Below are 16,504 nucleotides of genomic sequence, written 5' to 3' on the forward strand. Positions count from 1 at the left end.
GGTCAGGCCCCTTTCTCGTCGCGCCACATCTTCCAGATGAAGCCCGAGATGAAGATCATCATGATGCCGAACAGCACGACCGCGATCGCCGCGCCGTAACCCATCCGGTATCCGTATTCCGACAGCGCCTGTTCGTACATGTAATAGGACAGCACGCGCGACGACCCGAACGGCCCGCCCGAGGTCATGATGCTGACCAGATCAAAGCTGCGCAGCGCGCCGATGACGGTGACCACCACCGCGATGAAGGTCGCGGGACGCAATTGCGGCAGCACGACGTGCCACAGCATCCGCCAGCCCTTGGCGCCGTCCAGGCGGGCGGCCTCGATCTGGTCGGGGGCCACCGCGTTCAGGCCGGTCAGATACAGGATCATGCAATAGGCGATCTGCGGCCACAGGCCCGCGGCGATGATGCCATAGGTCACGTAACGCTCATCCGCCAACAGCGCCACGCCTGTGCCCGTCACCCATTCGATCAGCGCATAGAACAGCCCGAATCCCGGCGCGTAGAACCACGAAAAGATCAGCCCCACGACCACCTGGCTGATGACGAAGGGAAAGAAGAACAGTGACTTGTAGATGCGGATGCCGCGCACGGTCTGGTTCAGGAACAGCGCGATCATCAGCCCGGCCGGCACGGCCAGCAGATACAGCGCCAGCCAGATGATGTTGTTCTTGAGGCTGGTATAGAACGCCTCGTCCCACCACAGCTCGCTGTAATTGGCCAGGCCGATCCAGCGCATGGCCCCCAGCCCGTCCCAATCGTGAAACGACACCCAGATCGACTGAAAGATCGGGATGATCACATAGACGGAAAACATCAGCAGGCCCGGGGCCAGGAACAGCCAGGGCGTCAGCTGACGCCGCGACCGGCGCGCGCGCGGGACGGTCGCCGGGGGCGGGGCGGGGTGGGGCAGGGCGGTCATCGGGGCCACCTTCTTCTGGCGGGAAAACACGCGGGCAGGGGCTGCCCGCGCAAGGGTTCACGGGGTGACGATCACTGGGCGTAGACGCGCTGACGCTGACGCTCCAGCCGGTCCAGGATGGCGTCCAGACGCTCGGGGCGGACCATGAATTCCTGGAAGCCCTCCATCCCGGCCTTGGCCATTTCCGGCGGCGCGTCGCGGTCAAAGAACTGCGCGATGCCGCCCTCGGCGGTGGACAGCATCTCGAACCCGGCCTGCAGGAAGGGGTCGTCGCCCACCGTCGCCTCGGCATTGACCGGCAGCTGGCCCAGGGCCGCGTTCAGCGTGGTCTGCACGTCGGGACGCGCGGCAAAGGCCAAGAATAGCTTGGCATCGTCGGGGTTCTTGGCACCCGCGGGGATATGCAGCGTGTCGGTCGGGGCCTCTTCGGCGCGGGGGATGTCGGGGTTGATCGTGGGGAAGGACATGAAGCCCAGGCTGTCATCCGTCATGCCGCCATCCTTGAAGCTTGCGACCGCGAAATTGCCCATGACGTAGTTCGCGGCCTTGCCCTGCACCAGGTTCGACACCGCATCCTGCCAATCGATCGCGGCATGGTTGGCCGAGACATAGGGCAGCACCTTTTCGAATTCGGCAAAGACCGCGCGCACGCTGTCGTCCGTCCAGGGGATTTCCCCGTTGGTCAGCTGCATGTGCCAGTCATAGCCGTTCGTGCGCAGCGACAGATAGTCGAACAGCCCCGCCACCGGCCACAGCGCCTTGGAGCCCGTGGTCAGGCAGTCGATGCCCGCGGCCTTGAACGCCTCGCAATTGGCCAGGAACCCCTCCCATGTGTCGGCGGGCTCGACCCCCACCTGCGCATAGACGTCGCGGTTCATGTAGACGCCCCACTGGTAATAGGTGAAGGGCACGCCCCATTGCTTGTCGTCGATGGTCATCGCCGACAGGGTCGAGGACAGGCTGTCGGTCAGCCCGTGTTCCGCCCAGACATCCGACACGTCCATGAACTGGCCCGCATCGACAAAGGGGCGCATGCGGTTGCCCGCGAACCAGAACACCACATCGGGCGCATCGGCGGTCAGAAAGTTGCGGATCGCGGTCTTGTAGCCTTCGTGGTCGAAGGTGTTCACCTGCACGTCGATCTCGGGGTTCTCGGCCTCGAAATCCGCGACCAGCTGCTCGAACGCGGCCTTGGGGGCGGGGTCGGATGCGTTGCTGTTGAACACCAGAACCCGGCTTTGGGCAAAGGCGGGGGCGGCGGTGGACAGCAGCATCGCCAGCACCAGCCCTTTTCTCAGATGGACCATGGTCTCCCTCCCATTTTGGTTCCAAATAGTGAAACTTAGTTTTGAATATTGAAACTATGCTGCGAATCGCATAGCCTGTCAACAACGAGGGAGGACGCCGTGACAGGGCAGGGACGCGAGACGACCGACGGCACCGTGGGCCGCACGCTGGCCGTGCTGGACCTGGTGGCGGCCTTCGGGCGGCCGGTGCGCTTTGCCGAGATCCTGCCGGTGGCGGGCCTGCCCAAGGCGACGCTGTACCGGTTCCTGCAGGCGCTGACGCATCAGGACATGCTGGCTTATGACGACGACCGCCAGACCTATGCGCCCGGCATGCGGCTGGTGCGGCTGGCCCATGCGGCCTGGGCGCAGTCCAGCTTGGCGCCCCTGGCGCAGGAGGTGCTGGACCGGCTGGCCGTGGATCTGGGCCAGACGGTGCATCTGGCGCAGCTGGACAACGGCGCGGTCCTTTATGTGGACAAGCGCAACGCCAAGCTGCCGGTCGAGATGTTCGCTCAATCGGGCAAGGTCGGCCCCGCCTATTGCACCGGCGTGGGCAAGGCGATGCTGGCCCATCTGCCCGAGGACAAGCTGGCCGCCGCCCTGTCGCGGCAGTCCTATCACGCGCATACGCCCAACTCCCTGACCAGCGCGGAGGCGCTGCGCGCCGAGCTGGTCCGCATCCGAGAGCGCGGCTATGCCCTGGACGACGAGGAGCACGAGACCGGCATCGCCTGCATCGCGGCACCGATCCTGTCGGGCACCGGGCGGGTGCTGGGCGCGATTTCCGTCACCACCACCACGGCCACGACCAGCCGCGCGCAACTGCTGGCGCTGGCCGGTCCCGTCACCCAAGCAGCGGCCCAGATCGCCGCGACCGCCGACACCTGGCGGTTCCCCGAACACAAGCAAGCATGAGGTTGCCATGTCCGGCGTCCAGTTAAGCCGCGTCACCAAGGATTTCGGCCCCGTGCGGGTCATTCACGGCGTCGACCTGCAGGTCGATCAGGGAGAGTTCTGCGTCTTTGTCGGCCCATCGGGCTGCGGGAAATCGACCCTGCTGCGGATGATCGCGGGGCTGGAAGAGACCAGCGCCGGAGAGATCCGCATCGAGGCCCAGGACGTGACCCATGCCGACCCCGCCGACCGGGGCGTGGCGATGGTGTTCCAGACCTATGCGCTTTATCCGCATATGACGGTCGCGCAGAACATGGGCTTCGGGCTGAAGATGAACGGCCACCCCAAGGCCCAGATCGCCGCCAAGGTGGCCGAGGCCGCGCGCATCCTGAAGCTGGACCCGCTGCTGGACCGCAAGCCCGCGAACCTGTCGGGCGGCCAGCGTCAGCGCGTGGCGATCGGGCGCGCCATCGTGCGCGGCCCCAAGGTGTTCCTGTTCGACGAGCCGCTGTCGAACCTCGATGCCGAATTGCGCGTCGAGATGCGGGCCGAGATCGCGCGCCTGCACCGAGAACTGGGCGCGACGATGATCTATGTCACCCATGACCAGGTCGAGGCGATGACCATGGCCGACAAGATCGTCGTCCTGCGCGCGGGCCGGATCGAGCAGGTGGGCAGCCCGATGCGGCTGTATGACGACCCCGACAACCGCTTTGTCGCGGGCTTCATCGGCAGCCCGGCGATGAATTTCGTCGCCGGGCGCGTGCAGGGCGGACAGGTCGTGACGGGGGCCTTTGACGCGACCCTGCCCGCCACCAGTCCCGCCCTGACGGAGGGTCGCGCGGTCGAGATCGGGCTGCGCCCCGACGCGCTGACGCTGACCGCCGACGGCCCCTTCCGGGTGGAACTGGCCGAGAATCTGGGCGGCACGACCTTCGCGCATCTGCGCGCGCCCTCGGGCGAAAAGCTGATCGTGCAGACCGGCCAGCGGCTGGACCCGGCGGGCGGCGGCAGCGTCGGCCTGACCTTTGATCCCGCACATGCGTTCTATTTCGACGCCCAGACCGGGCAGCGGCTGAGATGAGCCTGCGCATCGGACTTGTGGGTCTGGGCACCATCGCGCGTGCCCAGCACCTGCCCGCCATTGCCGCGACCGATGGTGTGGCCCTGACCGCCATCGCCAGCCGCAATGCTACGCTGGAGGGCGTCGCCAACCATCGCGACGTGACGCAGATGCTGGCCGATGTGGATGCCGTGTCGCTGTGCACCCCGCCGCAGGGGCGCTTCGATCAGGCCATGGCGGTGCTGCGCGCGGGCCGCCACCTGATGCTGGAGAAACCCCCCGGCGCGACCCTGTCGGAGATGGCCGTCCTTGAGGCCGAGGCCGCGCGGCAGGGCGTCACGATCCACGCCACCTGGCACTCGCGTGAGGCGGCGGCGGTCGATGCCGCCCGTGACTGGCTGGCCCGGACACGCATCCGTGCCATCCGCATCGACTGGCGCGAGGATGTACGCAAATGGCATCCGGGGCAGGACTGGATCTGGCAGCCCGGCGGCCTTGGCGTCTTTGACCCCGGCATCAACGCGCTGTCGATCCTGACCGCGCTGATCCCCGATGCGCGCATGGTCGGCGCCGATCTGCATATCCCCGCGAACCGCCAGGCCCCCATCGCCGCCGATCTGGAACTGGATGCGGGCCATCCCATCGCCGCGCATTTTAACTGGCGCGTGACGGGCGGAGAGACCTGGCAGATCGCCTTTGACACCGATGCGGGCGCGGCCACGCTGTCCGAAGGCGGCGCGCGCTTTACCGCGCCGGGCATTCAGACCGCCGGAGAGAACCGCGAATATGCCCGCCTCTACGCCCGGTTCCGCGATCTGGTCGCGGCGGGCGACAGCGATTGCGATCTGGCGCCGCTGCGTCTGGTCGCCGATGCCTTCCTGACGGGCCGCCAGCACGCGGCCCCCGCCTTCGAGGACCATTCATGAAAATCACCGCCGTCGAGACCTTCATCGTTCCGCCCCGCTGGTGCTTCGTCAAGATCAGCACCGACGCGGGCATCAGCGGGTGGGGTGAACCCGTGCTGGAGGGCCGCGCCGCATCGGTCGCCACCTGCGTCGAGGAGCTGTCCGACTATCTGATCGGCCGCGACCCGCGCCTGATCCAGGACCATTGGACGGTGATGTATCGCGCCGGTTTCTATCGCGGCGGCGGCATCCACATGTCGGCCATCGCGGGCATCGATCAAGCGCTGTGGGACATCAAGGGCAAGGATCTGGGCGTGCCGGTCCATGCCCTGCTGGGCGGCCAGCAGCGCGACCGGATCCGCGTCTATTCCTGGATCGGCGGCGACCGTCCGGGCGACACGGCGCGGATGGCGCGCGAGTGCGGCGACCGGGGCTTTACCGCCGTCAAGATGAACGGCACCGAGGAGATGCAGTTCGTCGACAGCCATGCCAAGGTCGATCAGGTCCTGGCGCGCGTCCAGGCCATCCGCGAGGAGATGGGCCCCGATTTCGGGATCGGCATCGATTTCCACGGCCGGGTGCATCGCCCGATGGCGAAGGTGTTGGCCAAGGAACTGGAGCCCTTCCGCCTGATGTTCATCGAGGAACCCGTCCTGTCGGAACATGCCGAGGCGCTGCGCGAGATCGCCAATCACTGCTCCACCCCCATCGCGCTTGGGGAACGGCTGTATTCCCGGTGGGATTTCAAGGCGATCCTGCAGGGCGGTTATGTCGACATCATCCAGCCCGATCCCAGCCATGCCGGCGGCATCACCGAGACCTATCGCATCGCCGCCATGGCCGAGGCGCATGACGTGGCCCTGGCGCTGCACCGTCCGCTTGGCCCCATCGCGCTGGCCGCGAACCTGCAGCTGGACGCGGTCTGCTACAACGCCTTCATCCAGGAACAGTCGCTTGGCATCCATTACAACCAGGGCAGCGACCTGCTGGATTATCTGACCGACCCGTCGGTCTTTGCCTATGACGATGGCTTTGTCGCGATCCCGCAAGGGCCGGGCCTGGGCATCGAGGTGAACGAGGACAAGGTCCGCCAGATGGCCGCCCAAGGGCACCGCTGGCGCAACCCCGTCTGGCGCCATGCCGACGGCAGCTTTGCGGAGTGGTGAACATGCGGACTATCGACAAACTGAACCATGGCTGGATCTTTGCCGAAGGGGCTGCCGACCCTGCCGCGCCGCTGGCAGGCGCGTCGGTCACCCTGCCGCATAACGCCGTCGACCTGCCGCTGAGCTATTTCGATGAGACCGGCTATCAGCGCGCCTTCACCTATCAGCGCGTGATCGCGTGGGATGACGCATGGGCGGGCCGCCGGGTGCAGCTGCGGTTCGACGGTGCGATGGCCGACAATGTGGTCTGGGTGAACGGCGTGCAGGTCGTGGCGCATCCCGACGGCTATACCCCCTTCGTGGCCGACCTGACCGACCATCTGCGCCCCGGCGACAATCTGGTCACGGTGCGGATCGACGGGTCGGAAAACCCCGCCATCCCGCCCTTCGGCGCGCAGATCGACTATCTGACCTATGCAGGCATCTATCGCGATGTCTGGCTGATGGTGCTGCCCGAACGGCATCTGACCAATGCCCGCATCCTGACGCCCGACGCGCTGTCTGACTCCAAGACCGTTGTGATCCGCCCTGAGGTGACCGCCCCCGGCCCGGTTCGCGCCCGCCTGCTGGACGGCACGCGCGAGATCGCCACCGTGGAGGGCGAGGGGGAGCTGACCCTGTCGGACCTCACCGGCCTCGGCCTCTGGTCCACCGACAGCCCGCAGCTTTACACGGTCGAGCTGACCCTGCCCGACAGCGGCGACGTGACCACGCACCGCTTTGGTTTCCGCACCGCGCAGTGGACGCCGCAGGGGTTCCTGCTGAACGGCCAGCCGATGACGCTGCGTGGCCTCAACCGGCATCAAAGCTGGGCGCATCAGGGCTATGCCGCGGGCCGTCACGCGCAGGAGCGCGACGCCGAGATCCTGCGCCATGATCTGGGCTGCAACATGGTCCGCACCTCGCATTATCCGCAAAGCCCATGGTTCCTGGACCGCTGCGACGAGATCGGGCTGCTGGTGTTTGAGGAAATTCCCGGCTGGCAGCATATCGGCGACCAGGCGTGGCAGGATCGCAGCGTGGACAACGTGCGCGCCATGATCACCCGCGACTGGAACCATCCCAGCATCGTGATCTGGGGCGTGCGCATCAACGAAAGCCCGGACAGCCACGATTTCTATGTGCGCACCAACGCGCTGGCGCGCGAGCTGGACCCGACGCGGGCCATCGGCGGCGTACGCTGCATCACCGACAGCGAGCTGCTGGAGGATGTCTATACGATGAACGATTTCATCCTGGACGAATCCGAGCTGCCGCTGATCAACCGGCCGCGCACCCCACTGCGCCCGGTGGAAGAGGTCACGGGGATCAAGAAACCGGTCCCCTATCTGGTCACCGAATATAACGGCCACATGTTCCCGACCAAGGCGCAGGACCCGGAGCTGCGCCAGATGGAGCATGTGATCCGCCATCTTGAGGTTCTGAACGCCGCCCATGGCGACCCGGCGATTTCGGGGTGCATCGGCTGGTGCATGTTCGACTACAACACGCACAAGGATTTCGGCGCAGGCGACCGCATCTGCCATCACGGGGTCATGGACATCTGGCGCGAACCGAAATTCGCGGCCCATGCCTATGGCAGCCAGAAGCCGCCGTCCGAAGGCATCGTCATGGAGCCGGTGACCTTCTGGGCGCGCGGCGAGCGCAACATCGGCGGCGTCCTGCCGCTGATCGTGCTGACGAACTGTGACGAGGTCGAATTCGAATGCGCGGGCGTCACCCGCCGCGTGGGCCCCGACCGCGCGCGGTTCCCGCATCTGCCGCATCCGCCGGTCATCATCGACCACCGCCATATCAGCGCCGAGGAGCTGGGGCAGTGGGGCATGAGCTGGCATCCGGGCCGCATCACCGGCTGGCTGAAGGGCGAACAGGTCGCGGTGCGCGACTATGTGGCCGACCCACTGCCCACGACGCTGCAGGTCGCGCCCGATCGCGACGCGGTTCCGGCGGATGCGGATATCGACCTGCGGGTGATGCTGCGCGCGCTGGACCAGGCGGGCAACCGGCTGCCCTTCCTGGATGCCGGGGTCGCGGTCACGGTGGACGGCCCCGCGCGCCTGATCGGGCCCGACCTGCGCATGCTGCAGGGGGGCACGACGGGTCTGCTGCTGCGCCTGACCGGCGAGGTCGGACAGGTCCGCATCACCGCGCGGCACCCGCAATTCCCGGACGGTCAGGCCACGGTCTCGGTCGGCTAGGGGCGGTCCAGCAGATAGCGCGTTTCGGTCCGCCAGACGGTGCCGGGGCGCAGGATCGTGGGCGGGAAGTCGGGGCGGTTCGGGGCGTCGGGCCATTCCTGCGCCTCGAAGGCCACGGCGGATTGCGGGCGGGCCGTCTGGCCCGGATGGCCGGGCAGGCCCGCATCGGGGAAATGCGCGCCGTCATAGACCTGCAGCCCCGGCGCGGTGGTCAGCACCCGCAGCCGCAGGTCCGGGGCGGTCAGCGACGCGACCTCGCGCAGCGGCTGGTGGTCGTCCGACAGGCAGAAGCAATGGTCCAGCCCCGCGCGACCCAGGGGCCGGGCCGTTCGGAAATCGAACCGCGTGCCCGCGACCGGCGCAGGCGCATCCGGCAGCGGGATCAGCGCGTCATCGACCGGCAGATAGCGGTCCGCCGCCACCTGCAGAAGGTGGTCGGCGGACCCGTCGGGCGACAGGGTCCAGTATCCGTGATGCGTCAGGTTGCAGGGCGTGGGCCGCGTCGCGGTGGCCTGCAGCGCCACGGTCACGCCCGCGACGCCATCCGCATCCGACAGGCACAGCGTGGCCAGAGCCTGCATCGCGCCGGGAAAGCCCATCTCTCCGTCGGTGAAATCCAGCGCCAGGCTCACCGCATCGGGGGCCGCGCGGGTGATCCGCCACACCCGGACCGAGGCGCCCGCGCTGCCGCCATGCAGGCAGTTCGGCGCCTCGTTCGCGTCGACCGCGTGATCGCGCCCCGACAGGCGGAACCGTGCCCCTGCGATGCGGTTCGCGAACCGCCCGACCAGCGCGCCGACATGGCGGAACGGGTCCAGATAGGCGGCGGGGTCCGGATGGCCCAGGACCAGCGGGTGATCCACGCCGTCCAGCCGCAGGTCCTGAATGATGCCGCCCAAGGTCAGCACCCGCGCCCTGAGGCGCCCCGATTGCAGGTCCACCGCCTGCACCCGCTGCCCGTCGGGCAATTGTCCCATGTCGATCATCGTCGTCCCCCCGTTTTGCCGCGATCTGACAGCGGCGCGGGGCGGAAGGCAAGATCAGCCGCGCTGCGCCTCGGTTCGGGCCAGCTTGTCCTCGACCCGGCGAAAGGTGGCCAGCAGCTCGTCCTTGAACTGGCCGGGCGCGAATTCGCGCAGGCCGGAATGCGCCGCGCACAGCCAGCGCAGATCGCGCGTCAGCCCCGCCAGACCATGCAGCCAGTCGCGGAAATCGTGCACCGCGCCCGCGCGGGGCAGCAGCGCCTGCGGCAGGGTCGGGTGCAGAAAGACGCGCGGTTCGGGGAACAGGCGGCGCAGCAGGCCCGGCACCGGCATCAGGTTGATCGTGTCATCGACATGCAGCGTGCGGCTGGCCGGGTGCCAGGCCAGCAGCGATCCGGCATGGACGCGTTCGTTCCGGCTGACATAGTCGATGCCCCGCGGCAGGGACAGGACCAGATCGTCGGCGAACATGTCCTGAACCTCGGGCGATTCGACGGGCTCGGGGCGCCAATCCAGATCGGGATGGCGCAGGCGGTGGCGATGTGCGCCGAACAGCGCCGCATGAGGCAGGTCGCGCGCGATGGTCGCGCAATGCAGCGTGTGGAACGGGTGCAGGTTCAGCACCGCCTGAATGGCGCGGCCCTGATCGGTCAGCGCCATCACCTGATCGCGCACCGCCCCCGTCAGCGGATAGCTGTCCAGCATCACGAACCGCCCCGTGGACAGGCGGACCAGCGCCGCCTGCGTGCCGACATTCAGCACGCCGCCGATGCGCAGATCGCCCCGGATCGTCCAGAAGCCGTGGTCAAGGTCGTGGATCGCTTCGGTCATTCGGTCACCTCATGCGCCGGGGGCCAGGCCGAAATCGCGGCTGTCGGGTTCGGGCTGGCGGGTTTCGCGGCAGATCTGGCGCAGCGCGGCCTTCATGCCCTCCTCCAGGGTCGGATGATAGAAGGGCATCTCCAGCAGGCCCGATGCCGTGGCCCCCGACTGCACGGCCCAGGCCAGCAGATGGGCCAGATGCTCGGCCCCCGGACAGCACAGATCGGCACCGATCAGGCGGCCCTGGGCGTCGGCATGGATGGTCATCACGCCCTCGGCCCGCGCCTCGGTCCGGGCGCGGCCCTGGTTGCCGTAGTCGCTGTGGCCGCAGATCACGCCATCGCCCGGCCCCGCGCCGACCGAGGCCAGCGGCGGGTCGGTGAAGGTCAGCGCAAAGGCCGGGCTGCGCGTGCCCGGCGTGACAGTGGGATGGGTCGCGGCATTGCGCCCGGCGATGGCGCCCTCGGTCGAGGCCTCGTGCAAGAGCGTCGCATCGGCATCGGCGTCGCCTGCGATGAAGATGGCCGCATCGCCGCATTGCATCGTCAGGCGGTCAAAGACCGGCGTGCCGTGATCGTCCAGCGTCAGCCCCGAGGCCGCAAGGTCCAGCCCGTCCAGGTTGGGCGGGCGGCCCGTGGCGACCAGCACGTGGCTAAAGACCTGCGCGCCCTGCGACGCGCCCGACCAGGCGATGCGGATGCCGTCATCGGCGGGTTCGGGCGTCGTTTCGACCCCCAGACACAGGGTGATGTCGCGCGCAACGGCCGTGCGCAGCGCGTCATGGACCGCATCGCCGCGCGCCTTGGCAAGGCGGTCGCCCTGATCGAACAGCGTCACCGTCACGCCAAGACGGCCCATCGCCTGCGCCAGCTCCAGCCCGATGGGGCCGCCGCCGATCACGGCCAGGCTGGCGGGCAGGTCGGGGAGTTCAAAGACGGTCTCGTTGGTCAGGATGCGCGGGCCCAGATCCCGGAAGGGGCCGGGCACCAGCGCGGTCGATCCGGTGGCGATGACCACCGCGCCCGCCTGGACCTGCCGCCCGTCGGACAGCGCCAGGCGGGTGGGTGCGACAAATCGCGCATGCGCCCGGATCATGGTCCCCTGGGGCAGATCGTCCAGCCCCTCGCGGGTGAAGGCCACAAAGCGGTCGCGTTCCGCCCGCACGCGGGCCATCACCGCGGGGCCGTCGATGACCGGGTCGCCCGGACGCACGCCAAAGACCGGCGCGCGGCGCGAGGCATGGGCCGCATGGGCCGCCGCGATCAGCAGCTTGGACGGCATGCAGCCTGTGTTCGCGCACAGCGTGCCACGGAATTCCGGGTCGATCAGCAGGGTGCGGGCACCAGCCTTGCGCGCGGCGCGTTCGGCGGCAAGGCCTGCGGTCCCCGCGCCGATCACGGCCACGTCGCAGGTCAGGTCGGGGCGGTCGGTCATGGGGGGCATCGGTCCCTTGCAGGGTTGCGTTCCCCCCTCAACCGGCCAAAGCGCCGCGCGTTCCCTGGCTGCGGTCAGATGTCCTGCGCGGCGGCCAGCCCCTTGGCGATGATCGGCCCGGTCGGGCGCCCGGTGGGCGAGCCGCCCGCAGGCTCCAGCGTGATCTCATAGAGCTGGGCATCGGCGGGCGCGGGCAGGTCCGGCCCCGCCAGCGACGCCGCCCGCGGCCCGTCCAGCACCCCGAGCGAGCGTGGCCCCATCTCGACCGAGGGCAGCGTCCAGGCCTGGATCGCAAAGCCCGGCGGGACCTCAATATCCGACACAAAGCGGATCTGCGCGGTCTCGTCGCCGTAATCCTCGATGATGGCGCGGGGCTGGCCCTGATCGTCCAGCAGAACGGCCACGACCTGGGGCGCGGGGGCGGGGCGCTGCATCGCGCCGCCAAAGCCCAGGGCCAGGCCCAGGACCAGCGACGCAGCCAGCCCCGCCAGCCAGCGGCGCGGCGCGCGGGGCAGGTTGGCGGGCACCGGCGCGACCGTGGGGTCGCCCGACAGCGGCAGGGGCGCGCCGTCCTGGGGCGTGCGCGCGATGATCGCCTGCAGGCGGGCGGCGAAACCGGGGGGCAGGGCCTGCGCCTCGGCCGACAGGTCCAGCGGCAGCAGCTGGTCGCGCAGGCGGGCGACATGGGCGGCCAGGGCGGGGTCGGCGGCCATCAGCGCCTCGAACAGCTCGGTCTCGGTGGGCGACATCAGGCCCAGCACATAGTCGTCGGCAAAGGCGGTCACGTCATCGCGAAAGGCATTCATGACAGACACTCCCGCAGCGAGGCCAGGCCACGCCGGATCCATGATTTCGCCGTGCCAAGCGGCACCCCCTGGCGGGCCGAGATCTCTCCGTGGCTATAGCCCGCGACATGCGCCAGCAGGATCGCGCGCCGCGCCGGGTCGTCCAGCGCATCCAGGCATTCGCCAAGCCGCCCCTTGCCGGCCAGCAGCTTCCAGTCGTCGTCCGACACCAGCTCCTGGCGGGCCTCCTGCATGCTGGTCAGCTCATCGGGGGACAGGCTGGACAGGCGCGCGCCGTCGCGCAGGATCGTCAGGCAGCGGTTGCGCAGGATCGCATAGATCCAGCCGCGCGACGACCCGTCGCCCTGGCGCTGTTGTGCGGCCTTGCGCCACACCATGACCATCGCGTCCTGCAACGCCTCCTCGGCCAGGTCGTGACGGATCAGGATGCGGCGGGCCAGACCCAGCAGGCGCGGGCCTTCCAGCTCCAGGATGGCGTCGATGCCCTGGGGGCGGCCCTCGGCGCAGTCGGTCACGGCGCGGTCCAGCCGGCGGTTGCGCTGTTCGGCGTCTTCGGTCACGAAAGCCCCCCTGTTCTGGTCCCCCTTTCTGACGCAAAGCGCGGCCGGGTTGCAACCGCCCGCAGGATCGGCGGGGCGGGGCGCGAAAGAATTTGGGGGTGCGTGCATTTTTTCTGCATCCGGTTTCCCATCCGGCGCGTCACCCGCATTAAGGACGGCGACACGCGCCGCCTGTGACAGAAGCTGAACCGAAAGGAACATCCCCATGTTTCGCATTGCTGCATTCTCGACCTCTGCCCTCGCGCTGTCCATCTCGGCGGCGGCTGCCGCGACCGGCGTCGGCCTGACCGACGACCGCACCCTGGTGATGTTCGACACCGAGACGCTGGAGGTCACCGGCACCATGGAGGTCGAGGGCGTCGACCGCCTGCTGGGCATCGACCTGCGCCCGTCGAACAACACGCTGGTCGGCGTGACCGATGACATGCGCATCGTCACCATCGACACCGCGACCGGCGCCGCGACCGACCTGTCCACCATGGACACCCCCCTTGAGGTGACCGACATGCCGGTCATCGTGGACTTCAACCCGATGGCCGACCGCCTGCGCTTCATGACCGGCACCACCAACCACCGCGTGAACGTGGACACCGGCGAGGTCACCGTGGACGGCAGCCTGAACTGGACCCCCGAGGACGAGAATGCCGAGGCCAGCCCGATGGTCGCGGCCGCCGCCTATATCAACAGCTATGGCACGCCGGAAGCGACCGCGATGTACAACATCGACGCAGGCCTGGGCGCGCTGCTGCAGCAGACCGCGCCCAATGACGGCACGCTGGCCACCATCGGCATGCTGAACGTCGAGAACCCCGGCGAGGCGATGGCCTTTGACGTGCAGACCGATGCCGAAGGCACGAACATGGCTTGGCTGGTGACGAACAACACCATCCATTCGGTCGATCTGGAAACCGGCGCCGCCACCGCCGCCGGCACGATCGAGGCCGAGGGCCAGATCCGCGACCTGACCGTCCTGCCCGCGATGTGATCCCATGCCGGACCCGCGATGCGGATCCGGCCGTTGCTGTTCATGGTACCCGACGCCCCCTTGCGATCCCTCCGCAGGGGGGCGTTCTTTTGCGCGTCACAGCAGGACGGGCAGCATGGACCCCACCAGCAGGACCGCCATCGCGCCGTTGAACAGCCGCAGCCGCGCGGGGTCCGCGATCAGCCTTGCGATGCGCGCGCCCGCCAGCACCCACAGCAGATGACAGGGCAGCCCGATGGCGGCAAAGACCATCGCCACCGTCACCGGACCGCCCGGCACCGCCCCATGCGTGGCCAAGGCCGCCAGGACCATCGCCCAGGCCTTGGGGTTGACCCATTGGAACGCCGCCGCCTGGCACAGCGTCACGGGCCGTGCCGCCCGCGCCTGTCCGGGCGGCGCGGCCCGCGCGATGCGCCAGGCCAGCCACGCCACATAGGCCAGCCCCGCCGCCTGCATCGCGGCGCGCAGGCCGGGCCGCCCCTCGACCGCGGGCGCCAGCCCCGCCCCAAGCGCCAGCACCATCACTGCAAAGCCCAGCATGATGCCCCCCATATGCGGCCAGCTGCCCCGCAAGCCGCGATTGGCGCCGGTGGCCATTAGCATCGTATTGTTTGGCCCCGGCGTGACGGTGGTTGCCGCCGCGAATGCCGCCAGCCCGATCAGCGCATCCATGCCCGTCTCCTGTCCGTGATCTGTCGGCGCAGCATGGCATGCCGGGGCTGGCGGATGTTCGCATTCCGCGCGATGATGGGGGCAGATCCGCAGGAAAGACCCGTAATGGACGCAATCGACGACAAGATCCTGCATATCCTGACGGCAGAGGGTCGAATCACCCATCAGGCGCTGGCGCAGCGGGTGGGGGCGTCGGCCTCGACCTGCCAGCGCCGGGTCGAGGCGCTGGAGCGGCGCGGCATCATCGCGGGCTATCGCGCCGTTCTGGGCCCGGAGGCGCGCCAGATCGGCTTTGCCGCCTTCGTGCTGGTGGGGCTGGGGCGGCACACGGCGCGGGTTCAGCTGGCCTTCGAGGCGCGCTGCGCCGCAGCCCCGCAGGTCGTCGAATGTCACAACATCACCGGCACGGTCGAATACCTTCTGCGCGTCGAATGCCGCGACCTGGCCAGCTACAAGCAGTTCCACCACGAGGTGCTGGGCGGCTTTGCCGAGCTGACCACCATCGTGACCCATGTCATCGTGGGCACTGCCAAGGACCAGCGCGCATGACACCCCCGCCCGCCGTCGCGCGCCATGCGGGGTTTCCCCGCCGGTGGTTTTCTGGCATTGGCCGGAACGGCGTCCTTGCTAGAATGCCGCGCAACGGGCCATTCGTGCCGGCATCGGGGGACAGATCATGACGCAGGGCGCGCCGCAGAGCCTGACCGACCGGCTGCTGCACGGGCTGGGGCGTGCGCTGATGGCACGGCGTTCGGCGCGCCGTCAGGTCGCTCTGGCGCTGACGGCCATCGCGGTATCCACCGCGCTGCGCTTTGCGCTGGACCGGGCGCTGCCGCCGGGCTTTCCGTTCCTGACCTTCTTTCCGGCGGTGATGCTGACGCTGGTCTTTGCGTCGCTGCGGGCGGGGCTGGCGGTGGGCGTGGCCTGCGGGCTGATCGCGTGGTATTTCTTCATCGAACCGCTGAACAGCGTGGCGATGACGTCGGGGGCGGTGCTGGCGCTTGGCTTCTATGCGCTGATCATCGCGACGGACGTGATCTTCATCACCGCCGCCGGGCGCGCGCTGGAGCTGCGCGCCGCCGCGGAACGCCGCGCCAGCGGGCTGGCCCATGCCCGCAGCCTGATGTTCTCGGAGCTGCAGCACCGCATCTCGAACAACCTGTCCACGGTCGCGGCGCTGCTGCGCCTGCAAAGCCAGCAGGTCTCGGACGAGACCGCGCGCCAGGCGCTGGTGGCGTCGCAGACGCGCATCCGCTCGATCTCGCTGCTGCAGCGGCGGCTGCATTCGCCCGACATGCAGACGCTGGACGCGGCCGACTATCTGCGCGAGGTGCTTCATGACGTGGTCCAGGTCGCGGGTGCGGGCGATGTCGCGCTGGAGGTTCAGGCCGACAGCCTGCCGCTGCCGCATGACACCGCCGTGCCCCTGGGCCTGATCGCCAGCGAGCTGGTGATGAACGCCATCGAACACGGCGCCCCGGCGCAGGGCCCGACCCGCATCGCCGTGGCGCTGGCCGTGGCCCCCGCCGCGCGCGACGGGCGCGTGGCGGCTGTGCTGACCATCACCGATGGCGGCCCCGGCCTGCCGGAGGGCTTTGATCTGGAGGCGACCGACAGCCTTGGCCTAATCGTCGCGCGCCAGTTCGCCACCGCGCTGAACGGCGCGCTGAGCCTGGCGCGGGGCACCACGGGCGGCACCGTGGCGCGGCTGGATTTCCTGATCGACCCGCTGTCGCCGATGACCGGACCCCCGACCAGCATTTGATGCCGGAACGCGCCCGGTCGGCGCGCGTTCACCGTC

Annotated in this window: 16 protein-coding genes; 8 read left to right on the plus strand and 8 right to left on the minus strand. The window is 68.9% G+C overall.

The window, feature by feature from the left end; translation table 11 throughout:
• Positions 1 to 2 precede the first annotated feature (2 nt).
• Together FA740_RS09735 and FA740_RS09740 are read right to left on the minus strand one after the other, a co-directional pair.
• Complete coding sequence (locus FA740_RS09735; RefSeq protein ID WP_136856580.1) at positions 3 to 926, minus strand: carbohydrate ABC transporter permease; 924 nt, start codon at positions 924 to 926, stop codon at positions 3 to 5.
• Positions 927 to 997: 71 nt separating this feature from the next.
• The gene (locus tag FA740_RS09740) at positions 998 to 2,233 is read right to left on the minus strand and encodes an ABC transporter substrate-binding protein (RefSeq protein WP_136856581.1); all 1,236 of its coding nucleotides are present in this window, start codon (positions 2,231 to 2,233) and stop codon (positions 998 to 1,000) included.
• 99 nt (positions 2,234 to 2,332) lie between these two features.
• Here FA740_RS09740 and FA740_RS09745 point away from each other — a divergent pair, with 99 nt between their 5' ends.
• From FA740_RS09745 to FA740_RS09765, 5 genes are read left to right on the plus strand one after another with little or no spacing between them, the layout of a single operon-like run.
• Positions 2,333 to 3,130, plus strand: a complete 798-nt coding sequence (locus FA740_RS09745) for an IclR family transcriptional regulator (RefSeq protein WP_136856582.1) — start codon at positions 2,333 to 2,335, stop codon at positions 3,128 to 3,130.
• Between the two features lie 7 nt (positions 3,131 to 3,137).
• Entirely contained in the window at positions 3,138 to 4,193 is a 1,056-nt protein-coding gene (locus FA740_RS09750; RefSeq protein ID WP_136856583.1) for an ABC transporter ATP-binding protein, read from the plus strand.
• The gene (locus tag FA740_RS09755; protein WP_136856584.1) at positions 4,190 to 5,098 is read left to right on the plus strand and encodes a Gfo/Idh/MocA family protein; all 909 of its coding nucleotides are present in this window, start codon (positions 4,190 to 4,192) and stop codon (positions 5,096 to 5,098) included. Before FA740_RS09750 ends, FA740_RS09755 begins: the two co-directional genes overlap by 4 nt.
• Positions 5,095 to 6,243 carry a galactonate dehydratase gene (gene dgoD, locus FA740_RS09760; RefSeq protein WP_136856585.1) on the plus strand — a complete coding sequence of 383 codons (1,149 nt, stop codon included), beginning with the start codon at positions 5,095 to 5,097 and terminating at the stop codon, positions 6,241 to 6,243. The genes FA740_RS09755 and dgoD overlap by 4 nt, the downstream gene beginning before the upstream one ends.
• A gap of 2 nt (positions 6,244 to 6,245) precedes the next feature.
• Complete coding sequence (locus FA740_RS09765; RefSeq protein ID WP_136856586.1) at positions 6,246 to 8,441, plus strand: glycoside hydrolase family 2 protein; 2,196 nt, start codon at positions 6,246 to 6,248, stop codon at positions 8,439 to 8,441.
• Here FA740_RS09765 and FA740_RS09770 read toward each other — a convergent pair.
• The 5 genes from FA740_RS09770 to FA740_RS09790 all read right to left on the minus strand — a co-directional run bounded on the left by FA740_RS09770 (position 8,438) and on the right by FA740_RS09790 (position 13,046).
• Positions 8,438 to 9,427: an aldose epimerase family protein gene (locus tag FA740_RS09770; protein ID WP_136856587.1), complete on the minus strand. Its 990-nt coding sequence runs from the start codon at positions 9,425 to 9,427 to the stop codon at positions 8,438 to 8,440. The two genes, FA740_RS09765 and FA740_RS09770, sit on opposite strands and share 4 nt — an antisense overlap.
• A 54-nt stretch (positions 9,428 to 9,481) precedes the next feature.
• Positions 9,482 to 10,255 carry a hypothetical protein gene (locus FA740_RS09775; protein WP_136856588.1) on the minus strand — a complete coding sequence of 258 codons (774 nt, stop codon included), beginning with the start codon at positions 10,253 to 10,255 and terminating at the stop codon, positions 9,482 to 9,484.
• 9 nt (positions 10,256 to 10,264) lie between these two features.
• Positions 10,265 to 11,680, minus strand: a complete 1,416-nt coding sequence (locus FA740_RS09780; RefSeq protein WP_136856589.1) for a dihydrolipoyl dehydrogenase — start codon at positions 11,678 to 11,680, stop codon at positions 10,265 to 10,267.
• Positions 11,681 to 11,754: 74 nt separating this feature from the next.
• The gene (locus tag FA740_RS09785; protein ID WP_136856590.1) at positions 11,755 to 12,486 is read right to left on the minus strand and encodes an anti-sigma factor; all 732 of its coding nucleotides are present in this window, start codon (positions 12,484 to 12,486) and stop codon (positions 11,755 to 11,757) included.
• Complete coding sequence (locus FA740_RS09790) at positions 12,483 to 13,046, minus strand: sigma-70 family RNA polymerase sigma factor (RefSeq protein ID WP_246053568.1); 564 nt, start codon at positions 13,044 to 13,046, stop codon at positions 12,483 to 12,485. The genes FA740_RS09785 and FA740_RS09790 overlap by 4 nt, the downstream gene beginning before the upstream one ends.
• Positions 13,047 to 13,251: 205 nt before the next feature.
• Between FA740_RS09790 and FA740_RS09795 the strand changes: the two genes are divergently transcribed.
• Positions 13,252 to 14,031 (plus strand): DUF4394 domain-containing protein, encoded by a 780-nt coding sequence (locus FA740_RS09795; RefSeq protein WP_136856592.1) that lies wholly within the window; start codon positions 13,252 to 13,254, stop codon positions 14,029 to 14,031.
• Positions 14,032 to 14,127: 96 nt separating this feature from the next.
• Here FA740_RS09795 and FA740_RS09800 read toward each other — a convergent pair whose 3' ends face one another.
• Positions 14,128 to 14,703: a LysE family translocator gene (locus tag FA740_RS09800; protein ID WP_136856593.1), complete on the minus strand. Its 576-nt coding sequence runs from the start codon at positions 14,701 to 14,703 to the stop codon at positions 14,128 to 14,130.
• A gap of 105 nt (positions 14,704 to 14,808) precedes the next feature.
• On the opposite strand from FA740_RS09800, the gene FA740_RS09805 reads away from it, so the two are divergent.
• Both FA740_RS09805 and FA740_RS09810 read left to right on the plus strand, forming a co-directional pair.
• On the plus strand, positions 14,809 to 15,252 hold the full coding sequence (locus tag FA740_RS09805; RefSeq protein ID WP_136856594.1) for an Lrp/AsnC family transcriptional regulator: 444 nt from the start codon (positions 14,809 to 14,811) through the stop codon (positions 15,250 to 15,252).
• A 127-nt stretch (positions 15,253 to 15,379) separates the two neighbouring features.
• Entirely contained in the window at positions 15,380 to 16,468 is a 1,089-nt protein-coding gene (locus tag FA740_RS09810) for a sensor histidine kinase (protein WP_136856595.1), read from the plus strand.
• Positions 16,469 to 16,504 lie beyond the last annotated feature (36 nt).

The sequence above is a fragment of the Paracoccus hibiscisoli genome, assembly GCF_005048265.1.
Lineage (GTDB): Bacteria > Pseudomonadota > Alphaproteobacteria > Rhodobacterales > Rhodobacteraceae > Paracoccus > Paracoccus hibiscisoli.